This is a genomic window from Chryseobacterium aquifrigidense, from assembly GCF_006716485.1.
In the GTDB taxonomy this organism is placed as follows: domain Bacteria; phylum Bacteroidota; class Bacteroidia; order Flavobacteriales; family Weeksellaceae; genus Chryseobacterium; species Chryseobacterium vietnamense.
The window spans coordinates 2,251,107-2,269,556 of sequence record NZ_VFPD01000001.1; the positions used below are offsets into that span (position 1 = coordinate 2,251,107).

Sequence of the window (18,450 nt, forward strand, 5' to 3'; positions counted from 1 at the left end):
CACTGTATTTCTCAAGACATGTGCTTTGATATGATGTGCATGATGATGATGTGCTAACTTTTAAGAGATACATTCATTACTGTAGGAATTAAAGCCAGAGAGTTCAAGGCTTCTTTCATCCGGGTACATCTCCTGTAATTTTACTATCCGTTTTTTATAACCTCCCTGAAAAAGGAGGCGGAAAGTTATATTTTTTAACAGGAGATCAGCAGTAATATACAATTCAGTTTAAACCTAGATTAATATAATGAAAAAGAAACAATGCAAGCTTGGTGTATTGGCCTTACTCCTGTTCGCGGAATATGGTTTTGCCCAAAGCAAAGACAGTCTTTCCCAAGAAACCTCCATCAAAGAAGTAGTGGTGGTGGCTTTTGGAAAGCAGAAAAAAGAAGAGATTACAGGATCTGTACAGTCGTTGAAGGCTAAGGATCTTTCTAATCTTCAAAACGGAAATATTCTTCAGGGAATTGGAGGAAAAGTAGCGGGAGTACAGGTAATTTCTTCCGGCCAGCCGGGTTCCCAGCCTACTATCAGAATGAGAGGAATTGGCTCTATCAATGCATCCAGCGACCCTCTGATTGTACTGGATGGTATTCCGTACAGCGGAAACCTGAACAGTATTGCCGCATCGGACATTGAAAGTATTTCTTTTCTTGAGGATGCTTCTTCGAATGCTTTGTATGGTTCCAGAGGTGCCAATGGGGTGATTATTGTGAATACCAAAAGGGGAAAAAGCAAAGGAATAAGTATTGAGGCCGATGTAAAAACGGGTGTCAACTTCAGGTCTATTGAAGATTATTCGGTCTACACGTCTCCTCAGGATTATTATACGGCTTATTATAACAGAGCAAAAATCGGTGAAATTGCAAGGCTGAAACAACCGGGAGCAGTTCCTTCCGGCCCTTCGCCACACGATGTGGGACTGGCTGCATTGACCAAACTGGGATATAATGTCTATAATGTAGCTTTCAATCAGCTGATTTCAAAGGATGGTTCTTTCAATCCTGACGCTAAGCTTTTGTATCAGGACGACTGGAAGAAACTGCTTTTCAGACCTGCCCTGAGAAGAGAAGCAACAGTGGGAATCAATGCTAACGGTGATCAGGTAAAATCCTATACTTCCCTTAATTATCTGGATGATAAAGGATATTTGATCTCTTCAGGTTTTGAAAGGTTCGGGATCAGGTCTAATATAGACTATTCCATCACTTCAAAACTGAAATTGACCAGTGCGCTATCCTATACGTACAGTAAGCAGGATTTCGGGGAGACGGGAGGTTTTTCCAACCCTTTCCAGTTTGCCAGAAATATAGCTCCTTTTTACCCAGTTTTCTTAAGGGACAATAACTATCAGAGGCTTTATGACAGCTACGGCAATGCCTTATACGACTATGGAGACGGCCAGGGACCTAACGGTGCTACAAGATCTTATGCCGTATTTGAAAACCCTGTGGGTAACCTTCAGAAGAATAAATCACAGATCGTAAGTAATGTGTCCAATCTTAATCTTGGTTTAAATTATGAAATCATCAAAGGACTGGATTTTACCTATAATTTTGGAGCCTACCTTGAAAATACAAGAAACCTTCAGTTCGGAAATACGGAAGGAGGAACTTCATCTTCTGTGGGAGGAACTATTTCGCAAAGCTCCAATTTTAAATATACACTGAACCATCAGCAGTTGCTTACCTATCAGAAAAAGCTGGGGAACCACAGCTTCAATCTCCTTGTAGGACATGAACTGAATAAGATCAAAGATGATGGATTCTCGGGATCAAAACAGCAGCTTTTATTACCTGACTCACAAGCTTTTGATAATGCCGTAAAAATTACAGGTTTATCAGGAAGCGGTTACGAATATGCTGTAGAAGGGTATTTCACAAGGCTCTTGTATAATTACGACGGTAAATATTTCTTCAATGCCAATATCCGTAGAGACGGTTCTTCTGTATTTTCCCCGGAAAGCAGATGGGGAAATTTCTATGGGCTGGGACTCGCCTGGAATATCGCAAAGGAAGATTTTCTTAAGGACAACAGCATTATTAATTCTTTAAAATTAAAAGCTTCTTACGGCCAGCAGGGAAATGACAACATCCTTTTAGGAGGCTCTAACAGAGACTATTATGCTTATCAGGATATCTATGGAATCAATAATTTCGGGAATGACAAACCTGTTCTATCATTAAAAAAACAAGGGAATAAGGATTTAAAATGGGAAACATCCAAAAATCTGAATGCCGGTTTTGAAATTTCCCTTTTAAAAAACAGAATTAACCTGAATGCTGATTATTTTGAAAGGAAAGTTTCGGATATGATTTATACGCTTCCTCTTCCTCCATCCAATGCAGGTTCGTATGTGAAATACGGAAACATCGGAGATATGACCAACAGAGGTGTTCAGGCTAATCTAAGTGTGGATATCCTTCGCGGAGATGAGTTCCAGTGGAGTTTTTATGCGAATGCCACTCATTACAAAAATAAGATTACGAGATTACCGGCCGAACAGAGAAATACAGGGCTTGTTTCAGGTTTATTTATCCTGACAGAAGGTGGAGACCGCTATACCTATTTCCTGAAAGAATTTGCAGGAGTGAATCCTGAGAATGGTGATGCTTTATGGTATCGTACAACGATCAATCCTACCACTAAACAGGAAGAAAGAACGGTAACCAATAATTATAAGGAAGCTACTGATTACAATACCGGAAAGTCTGCTATTCCAAAGGTATATGGAGGATTCGGGACAGATTTCAGCTATAAAAGATTTAATCTTGCAGTGAATTTTGCTTACCAGTTTGGAGGATATGGCTATGATGATATCTACAGAAGTTTATTCCATTCTGACAGCTATGGTTCTAACTATTCAACGGATCTGGATAAAACATGGACTCCGGAAAATCCAACGGCTGCCTTGCCTAGGGTAGATCTTACGGCTACGAACCAGAACGGAAATTCAACGCTGTATCTGATCAAATCAGATTATATCAGCCTTCAGGATGTAACCCTCTCCTATCAGCTTCCTGACGGGTTTGCACAACAGGCAGGTTTATCTGGTCTGAAAATCTATGTGACAGGAAACAATCTGTACCTATGGTCCAAGAGAAAAGGTTATGATCCGAGAGCTTCGCTGACAGGAGTTTCTGATTCGTACCGATATTCTCTGTTGTCGAGCGTCTCTTTAGGGTTTAAACTTAATTTTTAAAAAACAGGAATGAACACAATAAAATACTTTATAACAGCGGCAGCCATAAGTTTTTTGGCTACCAGCTGTGCCAATGATCTCAATACATTGCCGGAAGGAGACATTTCCGGTGAACAATTAAATAATGATGCCAACAGCCCGGAAAAAATCCTGGGTGGCGTCTATCTTGATCTTCGCAGCAATGGTGCTGGCGGTACTACCGTTCACTCAGATTTCGGAATTATGGGCATCAAAGCGGGTGCCGACCTGATGTCTAATGATGTGATCCAGTCTACCAACCAGCATCTGGGTATGTTTTATAATTATGAAGCTACCAATGCCAGCAATATTGCTTCTGAAATTGTGTGGACCACTTTTTATGCAAGAATATTTGTGATCAATAAATTGCTGGATAGTCTGGATAAAAATGCCAATGCAAAAAACAGAGCGATTGCAGGACAGCTGCTCGCTTTAAGAGCTTACTCCTACTTTTATCTGGTTCGTTTCTACGCCAATGATTATAACGGCCACCAGTCTGAGCCCGGACTTCCATTGGTTCTTACAGCAGCTAACCCAAGCCAGGGACTTCCGAGATCATCTGTTGCTGAGGTTTATTCACAAATCAAAAAAGACATAGAAGAATCTATTTCGCTTCTGGATACGTATGCCCGACCGTCCAGAGCCCAGATAGACCAAAGAACTGCTAAAGCTATTGCATCTGAAGTATTTCTGGAAACAGGAGATTATATCAAAGCAGCCCAATACGCTCAGGAAAGTAAACAGGGAATTGCCCTTATGACCGAAGATGATTATACCAACACCGGATTTTCCAACATCAATAATACTGAGGTAATATGGGGTTTTCATAATACGATTTCCACGATGAGTATCGGAAATTATTACGCATCTTTCTTTTCCATGTTTGATAATACCAATGAAGGATATGCGGGAGCAGCACAGATCCGTAAGCTGATAGACAAAAGACTTTATGAAGCTATTCCGGCAACGGATTACCGTAAGAAAGTATTCAACGGAAGTCAGGCTGCTACTTATACCTTTAATGGAAAAACAAAAAATTATCCGCCTTATGTAAGTTGGAAGTTTAAAGATCCTACGCTTTTTGAAGGAGATTATATTTACATCAGAGCATCCTCATTGTATTATATCCAAGCCGAAGCCCTTGCGAGACAAGGAAGAGAGACGGAGGCCAGACAGGTATTGTTTGACATTACTTCAAAAAGAGATCAGGCTTATACACTGTCAATAAAATCGGGCAGCGAGCTGATCAATGAAATTGTCCTGCAAAAGAGAATAGAACTCTGGGGTGAAGGCTATGCCTGGTTTGATATGAAAAGATTAAACACTCCGTTAGAAAGAGTTTACACCGGAACGAATCATACTTTTGGACGATTTAATCTGACCCCTGATAAATTCAGGTTTCAGATTCCTAATAAAGAAATTAATAATAACCCACAAATCAAGCAGAATGAGTAGATAAACGAAAAACAATTTTACATTCAAATATATTCAGTGACGAGGCATCATTTACAAGTAAATGATGCCTTTTTATTGATCATTACAAAACGTTCTATTATTTAAAATAATCATTAAAGAAAGAAAAGCAAGCGACAAAGCCGCAGATGAAGCTAATGCTACTTGCGCTTAGAAAGAATCATACAATTGATACCATCTTTGCTATCTTACAAACCGGAAAAGAGTTAAAAGAAGCTTTGCGTTACAAACAAGAGAATTTTCCATATTACAATCCACTCGTGCCCTACCTCTTTTCAAATTCTCTGAGTTTATGCTTCATCAGCTTGATCTCTTCGGATTGGGTCTTAAGAATATTCTTCTGCAGGGTAATCAGCTGCGGATCGGTGAGATGTGCCTTTTCAGCCATTAAAATAGCTGCAGCATGATGAGGAATCATACTTTTTACAAACTGCCTGTCATCTACATTCATCTGTTCCCTGATTCCGAACCAGGAAAAAATACCTGATGCTATGGCAATTACCACTATAGCCCAATTTATTGCTCTGCTCGTATACATTTTCCGCATGATCCATAATTCAATGAGAAGCATCACTGAAGTCATTAACAGAGCCATATACAGGTTATTAATATTGGAAATAAGATTTTTCAGGCTGTCTATCATAGCATACATCAGTATATACATCGCACAAAACATCACTAAAGCCATCAACACAAATTGTCCGTACATTGGAGAGGAAGAATGTTTTGAATGTTTTTCAACTTCTCCGGAAGAAACGATTCCGTGATTATGTTCTCTATTTTCCATAACAAAGAAATTTAATTGATTATTAACATTTCTGAATAGATTGCCATCAGTATTTTGAAGTGTTACTTCATATAAAAATCAAAATGACCTATAAAAATAAGGGTATTTATCTGACAGGTTTATGCTTACACTCATATTAATTGACGAAATATTTACTTGTACAGTTCAAAGAAAAAGATATATTTGGGATCTTAAATTTTTAAAATATCCCATTCATAAAATGATTTCGATGAGCATATTTTTTACTATTTATCACTCAATTTCAGCAATAAAAAATAAATAATGACCAACGCAAAACTATTTTTCACAGGTGTATTTTCTATAGTGTTGTCTATTACTGCAGCAGCTCAGAAACAAAACGCTTACACTTATAAAATCGACAGTATTATCACCGCATCCAGTCCTATACAGTTCAATGGTGTTGTTTTGGTGGCTCAAAAAGGAAAAGTACACTATCTGAAAGCTAACGGTTATAAAGATTTCGAAAATAAAATCCCTTTACGAACTGATGATCATTTTGAAATCATGTCAAATTCCAAACAGGTTACCGCTATTTTAATTTTGCAGGCTGCGGAACAGGGAAAACTGAATCTTCATACGCCTATCAAAAAATACCTACCTACTCTTACCCAAACCTGGGCTGATACCGTTACTGTACATCATCTGCTGAACCACACGCATGGGATTACCAATCTGGAGAAACCCGCAGCTTTCAAGGCCGGTTCCCAGTTCAAATATGGCAACCTTTCTTATATGATGCTGGGAGAAATCCTAAAAAACACAACCGGAAAAAGCTTCCTAGAACTGGCCCATTCTCTGTTCAAAAAGCTGAAAATGGATCAGACTTTTGTTTACAATACAAAGAACAGGCTGTCCCATGTTCCCGGTTATATGAACGAAAACAATCAGTTTAAAAAAGTGACAGAGTCTTTTCTGAATGATAAGATAGCCCCTGCTGCAGGCATCATTTCCACGGTGCAGGATCTTGCAAAATGGGATCAGGCATTATTTAAAGGGAAACTTCTCTCTCCTGAATTTCAAAAGCTGATGCTGACCCCTTCTACAACTTCTCAGCACAATGTATTCGGAAAAGAAAGTATGGGGTTCGGATATAACGTGAGATTTATTAAAGAAGCAGGGCTGGATTATTATGCAGTGACAGGCCTTGGTGATGGTTTCACCTGTCTTAACACTTACTTTCCCTCCACAGATACTACCCTTATTATTCTTGAAAATCAGATGCCTGAAAAGAGTGAATACTGGAGTTTCAAAGAAGCCGCAATAAAGAATGCAGTTCTGAAAGCAATTACAGCTAAATAAAAAATTTGTCATATAAAGTATTTGAAATAAGCATTATTAAATTTTATCGGAGATAAAATCTTTGCGCCTTATAACAACTTTATAATAATATTTTGCGCCTTTGCGATTTTCCAAAAAACATAAATAAAAAAAGTTTAGTTGGAAAACGCAAAGGCGCAAGTCTTTTAATCCTGCATTTTTTTAAGGCACAAAAAAATTAAAGATTTTTAGAAAGGATAATGGGATAATACTTTTTTAATTTTTGAAAGTCTATACTGAATATGGTAGATATTATACATTTCTTTTCAAAACCTTCGCTTTAATCATAGAAAAAGGTTTTTCTATTAAAAATCTGTAAAATAAGCCTCCAAGTATACAGGCAAAAAGACAAACCATAAGACTTATATTATCTGAAGTTTCAAGTTTAAAATATTCAAAACCCTCCTGTACCATGTGAATAATTCCTTTATGTGAAAGGTAAACAGCATAAGATAAAGCAGCCAGCTGAGCAGTAAGATACGATTTCGAACGATATAGGAAAGATGATTGAGAAACTGCTGCCATAAGAATCAATCCATAACTGATGGCAACCAGTGTAAAGCCAAATATGGAAGCTGTTTTTGAGGCCTGTTCGTAGCATACCCAGAAAGAAATTCCCAAAAGGATAATTCCCAAAAAGAAAAATATGTTTCCCCTATTATGCACCATTTTATTAAACCCTGAAGAATATTGCATCAAGTACCCGATCAAAATACCTATTCCCAATCCATCCAGCCTCGTATGTGTAGGATAATATATTTTCATATACCATAATTTCCAGAAATCTGTGGAAGAAGTATCTGCTGCTGCAATAAATTCATTCCACGCCATAAGCCTTGCTGCAATAGAAAATCCAATGACAACAATCATCAGAACAGCCATATATTTAAACAGTTTTGTCGGCATTACGATGAAAAGGAACAATGGTAAAATGAGATAAAATTGTTCCTCGATACACAATGACCATGCATGGGAAAATGTTCCCCGGTTGATTACATCCAGTCCATAGTTTTGGGTAAAGGTAACAAACTTCCATACCGGAGATAAAGCCTCCCTTTCCCTGAAAAAAGGAAATGTAAAGTAGAGGAAAAGCGTAAAAAAATAGGAAGGAAAAATCCTGAAAAAACGTTTTATATAAAATATTTTCAGACTGATCTTACCTGTATTTTTTATTTCTGTAAACAACTGACCGGAGATCAGGAAGCCGCTTAAAACAAAAAACAGATCCACTCCCGTCCAGCCAAATCTCCCGATAACGTCAATCCAGTCAGGATGTTTAAATGCACGGTAATGATACATTAACACAAGCAAAATAGCGATAGCTCTCAAATGGTCTAATCCGTAAAGTCTTTCGGAACGTTCTGTCATTTTTTTTCTGCAAATGTTGGTAAATTTTAGCCTTCCTGCAGATATAGAATCCAGACAGCATCTTATTCGGTATCGATAGCTGAATATGCAGTTGAACCTGTGAATGATGTAATCTGTCATGATTTTAAAGGTGTTGACATAACATTTCTCTGATGTTCCATAAGATTTTCTATTTTTGATGATGATGAAAACCACGTCAGAAACTCAGATCAGACACAATCTATACTTCCAGCTGCTCTTCTGGACGGCTTTATTTTTATTCGGAACGGTAAAAATGTATGGAGAATATAATAATGAAGTTTCCAAAGGATTGATTATTTATAATTTTTGCCACTGGATTTTCCAGATTGCCGGAGCCAATTTTATTTATTTTGTTCTGATCCGTCATTTTTTTGATCAGAAAAAGTATATCGAATTAATACTGTCTATTTTTCTCAGCCTTTATATTATTTCTGTCATTAACCGGTTTTTTATCGTTTATATTGCTGAGCCTCTCTTCATCAATGAACTGAAAGACACCCCTTTTGAAATTTTCACAGATATTCCTTACCTGCTGCTTCATTATACCTTTCCGATTATCAGCGGTGCCTTTATCTTTATCTCAATCATGTTTATCATACGGTATAAGGATGAAAAAGAACATAGCATCAAACTGCAGAAGGAAAAGATGGAACTTGAACTGCAATCTCTCAAATCCCAGCTCAATCCTCACTTTCTCTTTAATACTCTGAATAATATTTATTCTCTGTCCATCAGTCATTCTGATAAAACATCTCAATCAATCAGCCAGCTTTCAGATATTCTGGATTATATTTTATACAAAGGGCAGAAAAAATGGGTGCAGGTTTCTGATGAATTGGAAATTATTGATCATTATATCGCTTTGGAAAGCCTCAGATATCATGAAGAGAGGTTAAGAATTCAGAAATTTAGCAAGATAAATTCTCACAACACTATTCCTCCGCTGCTGTATCTTACTTTGGTAGAAAATGCTTTCAAACATGGTGCTGGAAATAACTTCGCAACCACAGAAATAAAAATTGCAATCGAAACCAATCAGCAGCATTCTGTTTTTACCATTGAAAATACGTTTTCAGACCACCAGACGAACAATGAAAAAGGAATAGGACTGCAAAACATAAAAAGACAGCTTCAATATCATTATCAGGAACATTTTATCTTTCGGATCTCACAGGAAAACAATATTTTTAAAGTTGAAATAACAACGCCTTCTCATTATGATTAACTGTATTATTGTGGATGATGAACCTTTAGCAGCAGCATTACTGGAAAATCATATCTCAAAAATTGATCATCTCAAGCTTACAGGAAAAGCCCAAAATGCAATAGAGGCTTATAAAATTCTGCAAAATCAATCTGTTGATCTGATGTTTCTTGATATTCAGATGCCCCATCTCAATGGAATTGATTTTCTGAAGTCGTTGCCACAAAAACCCAAAACTATTTTCACCACAGCCTATCGGGATTTTGCTATTGAGGGGTTTGAACTTGAAGCGGTGGATTATCTCCTTAAACCGATTACTTTTGAACGTTTTTTCAAAGCCGTGGAACGCCTTTTGAGAAATACAGCGGCTAAAGAGGATTTCATCCTTGTTAAAACAGAAGGAATGCACAGAAAGCTTTCCGTTTCGGAAATCGTATATTTTGAGAGCCAGGGAAATGATATCAAAGTTGTGCTCACACAGGAAAGTTTTACAGCAAAAAATAAAATCACAGATTTGGAGAAAATTCTCTCTGGTAAAGGCTTTATAAGAATTCACAGATCTTTTATCATTAATACTTCTTTTGTGACTGCTTTTAGTAATAATGAATTGGTTGTCAATAAATATCAGATTCCTGTGGGAAGAAGTTACAAAAAGGAGTTCGATATCTTTGTAGCAGCCTTTTCTAAAAATAAACTGTTATAATTCTTTTATATTAATTCACAAAAGTACATTTTTAACATTTATTTTAAATTAATTTTAAATCCGCGCAGACTTAGACTTCATACAATCTGTTTATCAATATCTTACAACAGATTAAGAATTAAAAAGATGGTTTATACTGAAATCACAGCACTTTCATAAAAGGGAAACAAACTGATGATTCACAATCCTTTATATAAACAATGAAGTCCATAGTATCAGCAGACGATCTCTTATAAATATTAAAAAAAAGTGTTACTTTTGCTTTAACGAATTAAAATTGCTTTTTAGCTTTTTTATGAGTAAATTTATGTGCACCAAGTTATAAAACATTAAAATTCATTCCATGAGAAAAATAATTCTACTTATTACATGTATGTTCGGTATTTCTGTTTTCTCACAGATCAAAGTGTTGAAAAATGAAAGTTTGGTGGAAATTGGTAAAGATAATTCCGTTGGTCTATATAAAAAGGAAGATAAATTTACAGTTAACTACCAGGATCTGAACACCAGCAACCTGAATACCATCCGATCTTTTTCATTCCAGAACCTTAATGGTGACGTGGCAGGATTATATAAACTTATTATGGATGGTTTTGTTTCCACTCCGGAAGAAAATGTTGTATTGGAACTGCCTAATGATATCATAGAACTTCATTATGAAAAGAACTACGGGCAGCAAACCATGCAGTTTATTCAGGTGATCAACAAGAACCGAAAATACATTGGAAAATCACAGTTTTTAACCCAAAAACAGGTGGATAAAATTTTTGGAAGAACCAATGGAAAATATGCCATGTATGACAAACCCGCTTCTGTAAACCCGGCATTGAATAAAGGAAACGGAAGTACAGCCTCTACAGCGACTCCTGCATCAGGCGGAGCCAAGAAAAAATCAAGAAAATAATTATATTTTTATAAATATTGCAAAACTCATTCAATAGAATGAGTTTTTTTATTTTATTTTTGCAGAAAGATCGTAAAACTTATGCCGCTTCAGATAATCAATTTAACCAAAAAATTTGGTGAACAGACTGCCCTTGACAACATCAACATTTCTATTGATAAAAATGAGATCATTGGTCTTCTTGGCCCGAACGGTGCCGGAAAATCTACCCTGATGAAATCTATTGTCGGTGCACTGAAAATTGACCAGGGAGAAATTATTTTCAATGGGATGAATATTGCTGATCATGAGATCGAAAGCAAAAAGAAAATTGGTTTTCTTCCTGAAAATAATCCACTTTATCTGGAAATGTATGTGAAAGAATACCTTCAGTTTGTTGCCAATATCCACAAAATCTCTGAATCCAGAGTAGATGAAGTGATCGAACTGGTAGGCATCACTCCTGAAAAATCTAAAAAAATCGGGCAGTTGTCCAAAGGATATAAACAACGTGTTGGCCTTGCACAGGCTATTATTCATCAGCCGGATTTACTGATTCTGGATGAACCTACCAATGGTCTGGATCCTAATCAGATCATTGAAATCCGTAATGTGGTGAAAGAAATCGGACAGCAAAAAACGGTTTTACTATCAACTCACATCATGCAGGAAGTGGAAGCGCTGTGCTCAAGAGTCATTCTTATCCATAAAGGAAATATTCTTCAGGACTGCCCTATTGATGAGTTTAAAGGAAAATTTGAAAGCCTTGAAGATGCTTTTGCAAGTTATACCGCATAAAGAATTGAAAGACGCCCGAAAATATTTTTCGGGCGTCTTTCAATTCTTAATAATATGCCTCTATTTTCTATAATTTAAGAATTATTATCTGTTTTTTCTTCCGTTGCAGAAACTGTCTCCACATTTTTCTTTTGCACCTGTTCCAACAGCTGAAGTCCTAAAAGCCCACTGATTCCTCCATTCGCTGAATCTCCACCTCCTCCGATTAATACTTCAGGCATTATTCTTACATTCTGGCTGGCTATATTTTCCATGATTTTTAATTGGGTAAAATTATTTCCACCCATTGCTTCTACAGATAATTTGTAAGATTCCGCATTCGATTTACCAATGGCCAGAATTCTTTCGGCTTCCGCATTACCAGTTAATGAAATCTGCTCAGCATCTGCTTTGGCCAGCAATTCTATTTTTTCGGCTTCGGCTTTGGCAAGAAGTCTTGTTTTCTCAGCCTCGCCGGTTGCCAGCAGCTTCAGTCTGTCTCCTTCTGCGTTGGCCTGCAATCTTACAGAATTGGCGTCTCCGGTTGCTTTTTTCACCGATGCATCTGCTATTCTTTCTGCAATCACAACGCCCTGATCTGCTTTTACAATTTCTTTCTGCATATCAGCAACAGCCGTTTCTTTTTCCAGCGCCTGACGGGTTTCCTGAGCCAGCATTTCCGTTTCATAAGTTATTTTCTGCTCTTCCGCCAGTTTTCTGTCTGTTAAGGTCTTCATTAAACTTTCCGGTGGTACAATCGCTCCTATCAGCGTATCAACAGCGTTCACATTATACTGTTCCAAAACACTGCTGATATGGTCTTTGGCCGACTGTTGTCTTTCTTTTCGGGTTCCTAAAAATGCAATCACATCACTGTCCTGGGCTGAGTTTCTGAAATAGTTTCCAATGGTTGGCTCTAAAACCTGACTGACAAGATTGATCATATTCCCAAAACGGGCGATTACTTTTGGAGCTTCATAAGTTGGGATATGAATGATTTGCGAAACATCAAGATTGAAAGGGAAACCATCTTTACTTCGTACCGTAATGGTTGAAAGGTTCTTATCAAGCTGGTGGGATTCACTTCTTTCGTATGCCCAGTTCAGGACCAAATTGGTGGTTGGAACAAGCTCAACTTTCATAATATAAGGATTAATAGGATATTTTCCTGGGCCAATGGGTTCCGCCCAGACCCCTTTATGGCCTTTCTCTACAATATTTCCATGTTTAAAATCTACTCCGCTGAGGTCTTTTCCTTCTTCTCCAACATAACTGATGATTACACCAACATGGCCGATCGGAATTTCCGTCATTTTTACCATTTCAACTTTCGTAAACCAGGGATTCAGAAAATAAGACCCTGCAAGGATTACCTGTTCCTGTAGGCCTTTATATCCTCCGTTATTTAAAAAAGTGTCCACATCCTGAAACTTATTATGATCATTGATAATTTTACCTGCAATCTGACCTTCTTCCAGAGGACTTCCTTCCATTGTTGTGATAATTCCGACTGCATTATCAGGAATCTGAGTCATATCCGTTAATTCTATTTCAAACAATAAGGTATTGATCCTGTAAGATCCCGGTGCAATAATCGCGGTCTGACGGCCTTTTCTGCCTCCGTTTTTTAAAAAGGCTTCTGCATCCTGAAAAGAATCACAGTCCACTTTTCTGGCTAAAATTCTTCCGGTTTCCAGTTCTATACCATCTTTTGCAAGCAACAAGCCTATTTTTCCGGTCGGAATCACGGTAAAAGATTGAAAATCGATGGAATACTGCCAGATCCATTTTCCAAAATAAACACCCGGAGCTAATGTCTGGGCCTGAAAACCTGCTTCACCGTTGGTTGCGATAATTCGTCCTTCCGGAAGTTCCTGCTTTCCTACCAACACAAATTTTTTGGTCACCAAACCAATTTTGTCCTGGGGAACAATGATCAATCCAAAGAAAATTCTTAAAATGAATTTGTAAAAAAGTACGCACAACAGTGCAAGTACGGCCGGAACCATCCAGCCATGAAAACTTAATTCCATAGTTTGTTTTTGTTTTTTGATTAAATTTTAAAACAGGGATTGCGCTCTGCTATTCAGAATATGAAAAAGCAGAGTATGAATTATGATAATTCTTTCGAAAAAATTAAGAAATTATAGGAGGAGATGTATTAAAAATCGTGAAGATGATTTCTGATACTTTTAATAGGAAAAACTTAAAGTTAATTAGTTTCATTTTGATCATAAAGGAACGAGATCCTTTTGTTGATACAAATGTACATAAGAAAAGTAATCGGTTGCTTCAGAATCTGACAATATTTTACCAATTAAATAATAATCAGTTGAAAATCAGCATCATTATTTTCTAAAAACGGGTATTCAGGAGTTGTAAAAATCTAATTTTCAGCATTATATATTTATTTTCTAAATTGAAAAATGGCGTTATATTTGATAGAATCTAAAATGTTAACCAATAACCACTTCATATGATAAAGCAAATTTTATTAGGAACTTTTTGTCTGGCTCAGTTTTCTTTTGTTAATGCCAAAGAAGTTCCGAATCCGAAAACCGATGGTTTTATAACGGCTTCTGCCTTTCAACAGGTCCCGAAGACTGTCATTATTAAAACGAAAAAGTTTAAAATCAGAATTGATAAACAACCCAATGGTAAGTACCTTTATCAATCATGGAATGCCAACACAAAGATTACAGCAAAACCAAGTATGATCATCAGCGATGGTGAGCTGATTCCTGATGGTAGCGGAGGCAACTATTACATCAACTTCAATAATGAGGGACACAGCTATCAGATCTGGAGAAATTACCTTACAGATTCTCCGAAAAAAGCACCTTATACTTTGGTTGTAAATGATGCTAACGACCGTGAAATCGTTCGCCAGGACGGGTATGTAGTGAAAAATTAGAATGAAGTAAAGGCTGGAAGCTGGATGAGAGAAGATCAAAGTTGTCTTTGATAATTTAGCTTATAAGTGATAATCATTTCCTCCAGATAAAAAATGAAATCCTGCCTATTGATGCAGGATTTTTTATGTTCCGGATTGTCTTAATTCTGTAAAAAATGTACTTTCTTCGTAGCTTTCTTTAGCTGCTTTGTAACCGATATTGAAAATTTCTTCCAAGCGGTCTTTTCTACGTTCAAAAGTTCCGTAGGAAGACAGTTTCTGGGAAGAAATAAACCAGTCACAATAGTCAAATTTTATCTTTTCTATTCTGTAGGAAAGAAGATCATAAGAACGGGAAACGATTGCTTTAATAGAGTTCAGATCCTTAATCTTTGCTTCATTGGGCGGAGATACAAATACCCCGATCAGCTTATCGCAATCATCTCTGATGATATCTGCAGGAAAGTTATTCAGTACGCCACCGTCACAATACATTTCGTCTCCAATGATATAAGGAGTGGTAATTCCCGGAATGGAACATGACGCAATAATGGCATCTACAATCTCGAAATCTTTGTCAAAAATCTTCTGGGTTCCGGCAACCAATTCGGTCGCTACAATTTTCACTTCGATATCAAGATCGCCTAATTTCATTTCGTGAAAAATAGGTTTCAGATAATTCCTGAAAATCACTGAAGACACAAGTCCCGGTTGGTTGAAAGTAAAGTGTTTCCAATTGAAGAAATACACAGAATTGAAAAATTCCAGAATTTCATCCGGAGTTTTTCCGATGGCATGAAGGCAGCCTACGATAGATCCTGCGCTGCAGCAGGAAAGGATATCTATCTCAATACCTTTTTCCTGTAAGAATTTTAAAACTCCTGCATGAGCGATTCCTTTGGTACCGCCTCCTGATAAAACAAGTCCTACTCTCTCAAAATTCATTGAATAAATGTAAGAAAACAGTCTGAAATAATTAAGTTAATTTTTATAAATATGGTGATTTTAAAATTATTTTAATAAAATCTGCGGTATATAAGCTAAAACTTTAGCCGAAGTCTTCTAAGAAAAATAGAGAATGAACAATAAACCTAACAGGTTTTTGAAACCTGTTAGGTTTAATTTACACATATTTCTTTGCAACATCAACAAAAAAAAGCCCGGATTTCTCCGGGCTTGTATACTATAGATTTCTGTATATCTCAGATTAAATGTGAATCACTTCACCGTAAGCAGCAGCTGCTGCTTCCATAATAGCTTCAGAAACTGTTGGGTGCGGGTGGATAGACTTGATGATCTCATGACCTGTAGTTTCCAGTTTTCTGGCTACAACAGCTTCAGCAACCATATCAGTGACTCCTTCACCAATCATGTGGCATCCTAACCACTCACCATATTTAGCATCGAAGATCACTTTAATAAATCCGTCTGTATTTCCGTTTGCAGTAGCTTTACCACTTGCAGAAAGAGGGAATTTACCAACTTTGATTTCGTATCCTTTTTCTTTAGCTTGCTTTTCAGTAAGACCTACAGAAGCTACTTCAGGGTGGCAGTATGTACATCCTGGAATATTGCCATAGTCGATTTTTTCTACGTGCATTCCTTTGATTTTTTCCACACAAGTAATTCCTTCTGCAGAAGCAACGTGAGCTAAAGCCTGAGTTGGGATGATATCTCCGATTGCATAGTAACCAGGTACTGAAGTTTCGTACCATTCGTTTACCAATACTCTTCCTTTGTCTGTCTGAATTCCTACTTCTTCTAATCCGATGTTCTCGATATTAGCAGCAATACCTACCGCAGATAATAAGATATCAGCTTCAAGGGTAATGTTTCCGTTAGCTGTTTTCACAGTAGCTTTTACGCCTTCACCGCTTGTATCAACACTTTCTACAGAAGCGTTTGTCATAATCTCGATTCCTGTCTTTTTCAGAGATTTCTCCAAGTGTTTAGAGATTTCTTCGTCTTCTACAGGTACGATGTTTGGCATAAATTCAACAACAGTTACTTTAGTTCCCATTGTGTTATAGAAGTCAGCAAATTCTACCCCAATAGCTCCGGAACCTACAACGATCATAGATTTTGGCTGCTCAGGAAGAGATAATGCCTGTCTGTATCCGATTACTTTTTTACCATCCTGTGGTAAGTTTGGTAATTCTCTTGAACGAGCTCCTGTAGCGATAATGATATGAGTACCTGTGTATTCAGTTACTTTTCCTTCTTTATCTGTAACAGAAACTTTTTTACCTTTCTGTACTTTTGCAGTACCAAGAATTACGTCAATCTTATTCTTTTTCATCAAGAATTCGATTCCTTTGCTCATTTTGCTGGCAACACCACGGCTTCTCTGAATCACATTCGGGAATTCAAAGCTTGCCTCCACTTTATTCAAACCATAATCTTCAGCATGGTTGATATAATGAAAAACCTGAGCAGATTTCAATAAAGCTTTAGTTGGAATACATCCCCAGTTCAGGCAGATTCCTCCTAAGTTTTCTTTTTCGATAATTGCGGTTTTGAAACCTAATTGCGCTGCTCTGATCGCAGTAACATATCCACCAGGACCACTTCCAATGACAATAATATCGTAATTCATTACTTTAAAAATTTTTATGCGAATTTAAGGAAAAATATTGGATGTTTTGTGTTTCTTCAAACTGATCTCAAAATGCATCAGCAACGCCATTTTTATTCAATTTTAAACAAAGAAAGAGAACACAAACGTATTCTCTTTCAATAATCTTTACTTTCCATTGAAAATTTATCAAAATCCAACGGATAAAAAACGGTTTTTCCAATTCCAGTAATTGCAAAACTACGGTATTATTTTGCCTCTCTAAGCAATCGTTTTTCAGTTGCATATCTTTGATTTAAGGCTTTCATCTGATCTCTCTTCATCTGTTTGGTAGCAAGCGGATGATTAAGAATAAGTTTTTTCTCAAGATTGTATTTTTTGGTAAGCTCTTGCATCTTAATATTGACCAGCTCGTTTTTTGAAGGATGTGGAGGTGCAGGTGGATGTTTCTGCGCAGAAACATTCATAGATAAACCTAATAACAATACTGTTGAAATTAATAACTTTTTCATAATGTTCATATTTTTGAATGGTTTCAATTAATTCAATATTATTTAATGAAATTCATTCCGGTTCATGGTAAATATTACATATATCATACCAAGATTTTACAGAAAAGAAAAATCTATAATGTATGTATCATTGTTTATTAAATGATGCTCTATTTTTCATATATTTATTACTCTTTTAGATAAGCACTTATGAAGACTTCCGGGAAAAAAACTCATCTGACCAAAGACAATATCTGGTTGAAAGAACCGGAAGATCATGACTTTCCTGCAGCTCAGGACTATCTTGAACTGCTTTTCCAGTCTGATGAAGCACAAAAAATGGTAAAAAAATTAGAGGCAGCTCCTACCATTATCAAAAAGTCGAAAGATATTTTAAGAGCCAGTAAACTTACCCTGCTTCCGGAAACTAATATTCATGTGAAAGAAAATCTTAAAAAAGTAGAAAAAAACAAGAAGCTTTCTCCGACATTGCTTGTCAGAGGGCAAAATGAACTGATTATTGCGGATGGATACCACCGTCTTTGCTGCAGCTATTATCTTACCGAAGATTTGGAGGTTCCCTGCAGATTGATTTAAGTAATTTCCAAGAATAACTCCTATCACTCCCATATGATTTATTTAAAAATGATTTAAAATATTCATTCTCAAATGATTTTAAGTTGTTTTTTTTATATTTTTGTTTTAATTAAATTATAC

The 18,450-nt window shown here is 36.7% G+C and carries 15 protein-coding genes; 9 read left to right on the top strand and 6 right to left on the bottom strand.

All coding sequences use genetic code 11. The annotated features are described in order from the left end of the window. The first annotated feature begins 247 nt into the window (after nucleotides 1-247). Both FB551_RS10110 and FB551_RS10115 read left to right on the top strand, forming a co-directional pair. Nucleotides 248-3,202 (top strand): SusC/RagA family TonB-linked outer membrane protein, encoded by a 2,955-nt coding sequence (locus FB551_RS10110; protein ID WP_142017189.1) that lies wholly within the window; start codon nucleotides 248-250, stop codon nucleotides 3,200-3,202. 9 nt (nucleotides 3,203-3,211) lie between these two features. Next, nucleotides 3,212-4,675, top strand: coding sequence for a RagB/SusD family nutrient uptake outer membrane protein (locus tag FB551_RS10115; protein WP_142017193.1), 1,464 nt, complete (start codon nucleotides 3,212-3,214; stop codon nucleotides 4,673-4,675). 283 nt (nucleotides 4,676-4,958) lie between these two features. On the opposite strand, the gene FB551_RS10120 is transcribed toward FB551_RS10115, so the two are convergent. Beyond that, complete coding sequence (locus tag FB551_RS10120) at nucleotides 4,959-5,480, bottom strand: DUF305 domain-containing protein (RefSeq protein ID WP_142017195.1); 522 nt, start codon at nucleotides 5,478-5,480, stop codon at nucleotides 4,959-4,961. A gap of 282 nt (nucleotides 5,481-5,762) precedes the next feature. Here FB551_RS10120 and FB551_RS10125 point away from each other — a divergent pair, with 282 nt between their 5' ends. After that, nucleotides 5,763-6,800 carry a serine hydrolase domain-containing protein gene (locus FB551_RS10125; protein WP_142017197.1) on the top strand — a complete coding sequence of 346 codons (1,038 nt, stop codon included), beginning with the start codon at nucleotides 5,763-5,765 and terminating at the stop codon, nucleotides 6,798-6,800. 270 nt (nucleotides 6,801-7,070) lie between these two features. Here the strand turns inward: FB551_RS10125 and FB551_RS10130 are convergent, their stop codons facing one another. Next, the gene (locus FB551_RS10130; protein ID WP_142017199.1) at nucleotides 7,071-8,186 is read right to left on the bottom strand and encodes an acyltransferase family protein; all 1,116 of its coding nucleotides are present in this window, start codon (nucleotides 8,184-8,186) and stop codon (nucleotides 7,071-7,073) included. Nucleotides 8,187-8,370: 184 nt separating this feature from the next. Here FB551_RS10130 and FB551_RS10135 point away from each other — a divergent pair, with 184 nt between their 5' ends. The 4 genes from FB551_RS10135 (at nucleotide 8,371) to FB551_RS10150 (ending at nucleotide 11,795) form a co-directional block, all read left to right on the top strand. Further along, nucleotides 8,371-9,432 carry a sensor histidine kinase gene (locus FB551_RS10135; RefSeq protein WP_226798666.1) on the top strand — a complete coding sequence of 354 codons (1,062 nt, stop codon included), beginning with the start codon at nucleotides 8,371-8,373 and terminating at the stop codon, nucleotides 9,430-9,432. Beyond that, nucleotides 9,425-10,114, top strand: a complete 690-nt coding sequence (locus FB551_RS10140; protein WP_142017203.1) for a LytR/AlgR family response regulator transcription factor — start codon at nucleotides 9,425-9,427, stop codon at nucleotides 10,112-10,114. Before FB551_RS10135 ends, FB551_RS10140 begins: the two co-directional genes overlap by 8 nt. A 343-nt stretch (nucleotides 10,115-10,457) precedes the next feature. After that, nucleotides 10,458-11,018: a hypothetical protein gene (locus FB551_RS10145; protein WP_047433700.1), complete on the top strand. Its 561-nt coding sequence runs from the start codon at nucleotides 10,458-10,460 to the stop codon at nucleotides 11,016-11,018. A gap of 81 nt (nucleotides 11,019-11,099) precedes the next feature. Then, nucleotides 11,100-11,795, top strand: coding sequence for an ABC transporter ATP-binding protein (locus tag FB551_RS10150; RefSeq protein ID WP_047433701.1), 696 nt, complete (start codon nucleotides 11,100-11,102; stop codon nucleotides 11,793-11,795). A 74-nt stretch (nucleotides 11,796-11,869) separates the two neighbouring features. On the opposite strand, the gene FB551_RS10155 is transcribed toward FB551_RS10150, so the two are convergent. Further along, a complete protein-coding gene (locus FB551_RS10155; RefSeq protein WP_142017205.1) occupies nucleotides 11,870-13,807 on the bottom strand; it encodes an SPFH domain-containing protein in 1,938 nt (645 codons plus the stop codon). Between the two features lie 443 nt (nucleotides 13,808-14,250). Between FB551_RS10155 and FB551_RS10160 the strand changes: the two genes are divergently transcribed. Further along, nucleotides 14,251-14,688: a hypothetical protein gene (locus FB551_RS10160; RefSeq protein WP_142017207.1), complete on the top strand. Its 438-nt coding sequence runs from the start codon at nucleotides 14,251-14,253 to the stop codon at nucleotides 14,686-14,688. Between the two features lie 123 nt (nucleotides 14,689-14,811). On the opposite strand, the gene FB551_RS10165 is transcribed toward FB551_RS10160, so the two are convergent. The 3 genes from FB551_RS10165 to FB551_RS10175 all read right to left on the bottom strand — a co-directional run bounded on the left by FB551_RS10165 (nucleotide 14,812) and on the right by FB551_RS10175 (nucleotide 17,754). Beyond that, complete coding sequence (locus FB551_RS10165) at nucleotides 14,812-15,612, bottom strand: patatin-like phospholipase family protein (protein ID WP_047433703.1); 801 nt, start codon at nucleotides 15,610-15,612, stop codon at nucleotides 14,812-14,814. A gap of 262 nt (nucleotides 15,613-15,874) precedes the next feature. After that, nucleotides 15,875-17,263 carry a dihydrolipoyl dehydrogenase gene (lpdA, locus tag FB551_RS10170; protein ID WP_047378183.1) on the bottom strand — a complete coding sequence of 463 codons (1,389 nt, stop codon included), beginning with the start codon at nucleotides 17,261-17,263 and terminating at the stop codon, nucleotides 15,875-15,877. 227 nt (nucleotides 17,264-17,490) lie between these two features. Further along, nucleotides 17,491-17,754, bottom strand: a complete 264-nt coding sequence (locus FB551_RS10175; RefSeq protein ID WP_226798667.1) for a hypothetical protein — start codon at nucleotides 17,752-17,754, stop codon at nucleotides 17,491-17,493. A gap of 189 nt (nucleotides 17,755-17,943) precedes the next feature. On the opposite strand from FB551_RS10175, the gene FB551_RS10180 reads away from it, so the two are divergent. Next, nucleotides 17,944-18,330, top strand: a complete 387-nt coding sequence (locus FB551_RS10180; protein WP_142017209.1) for a hypothetical protein — start codon at nucleotides 17,944-17,946, stop codon at nucleotides 18,328-18,330. The last annotated feature ends 120 nt before the right edge of the window (nucleotides 18,331-18,450 follow it).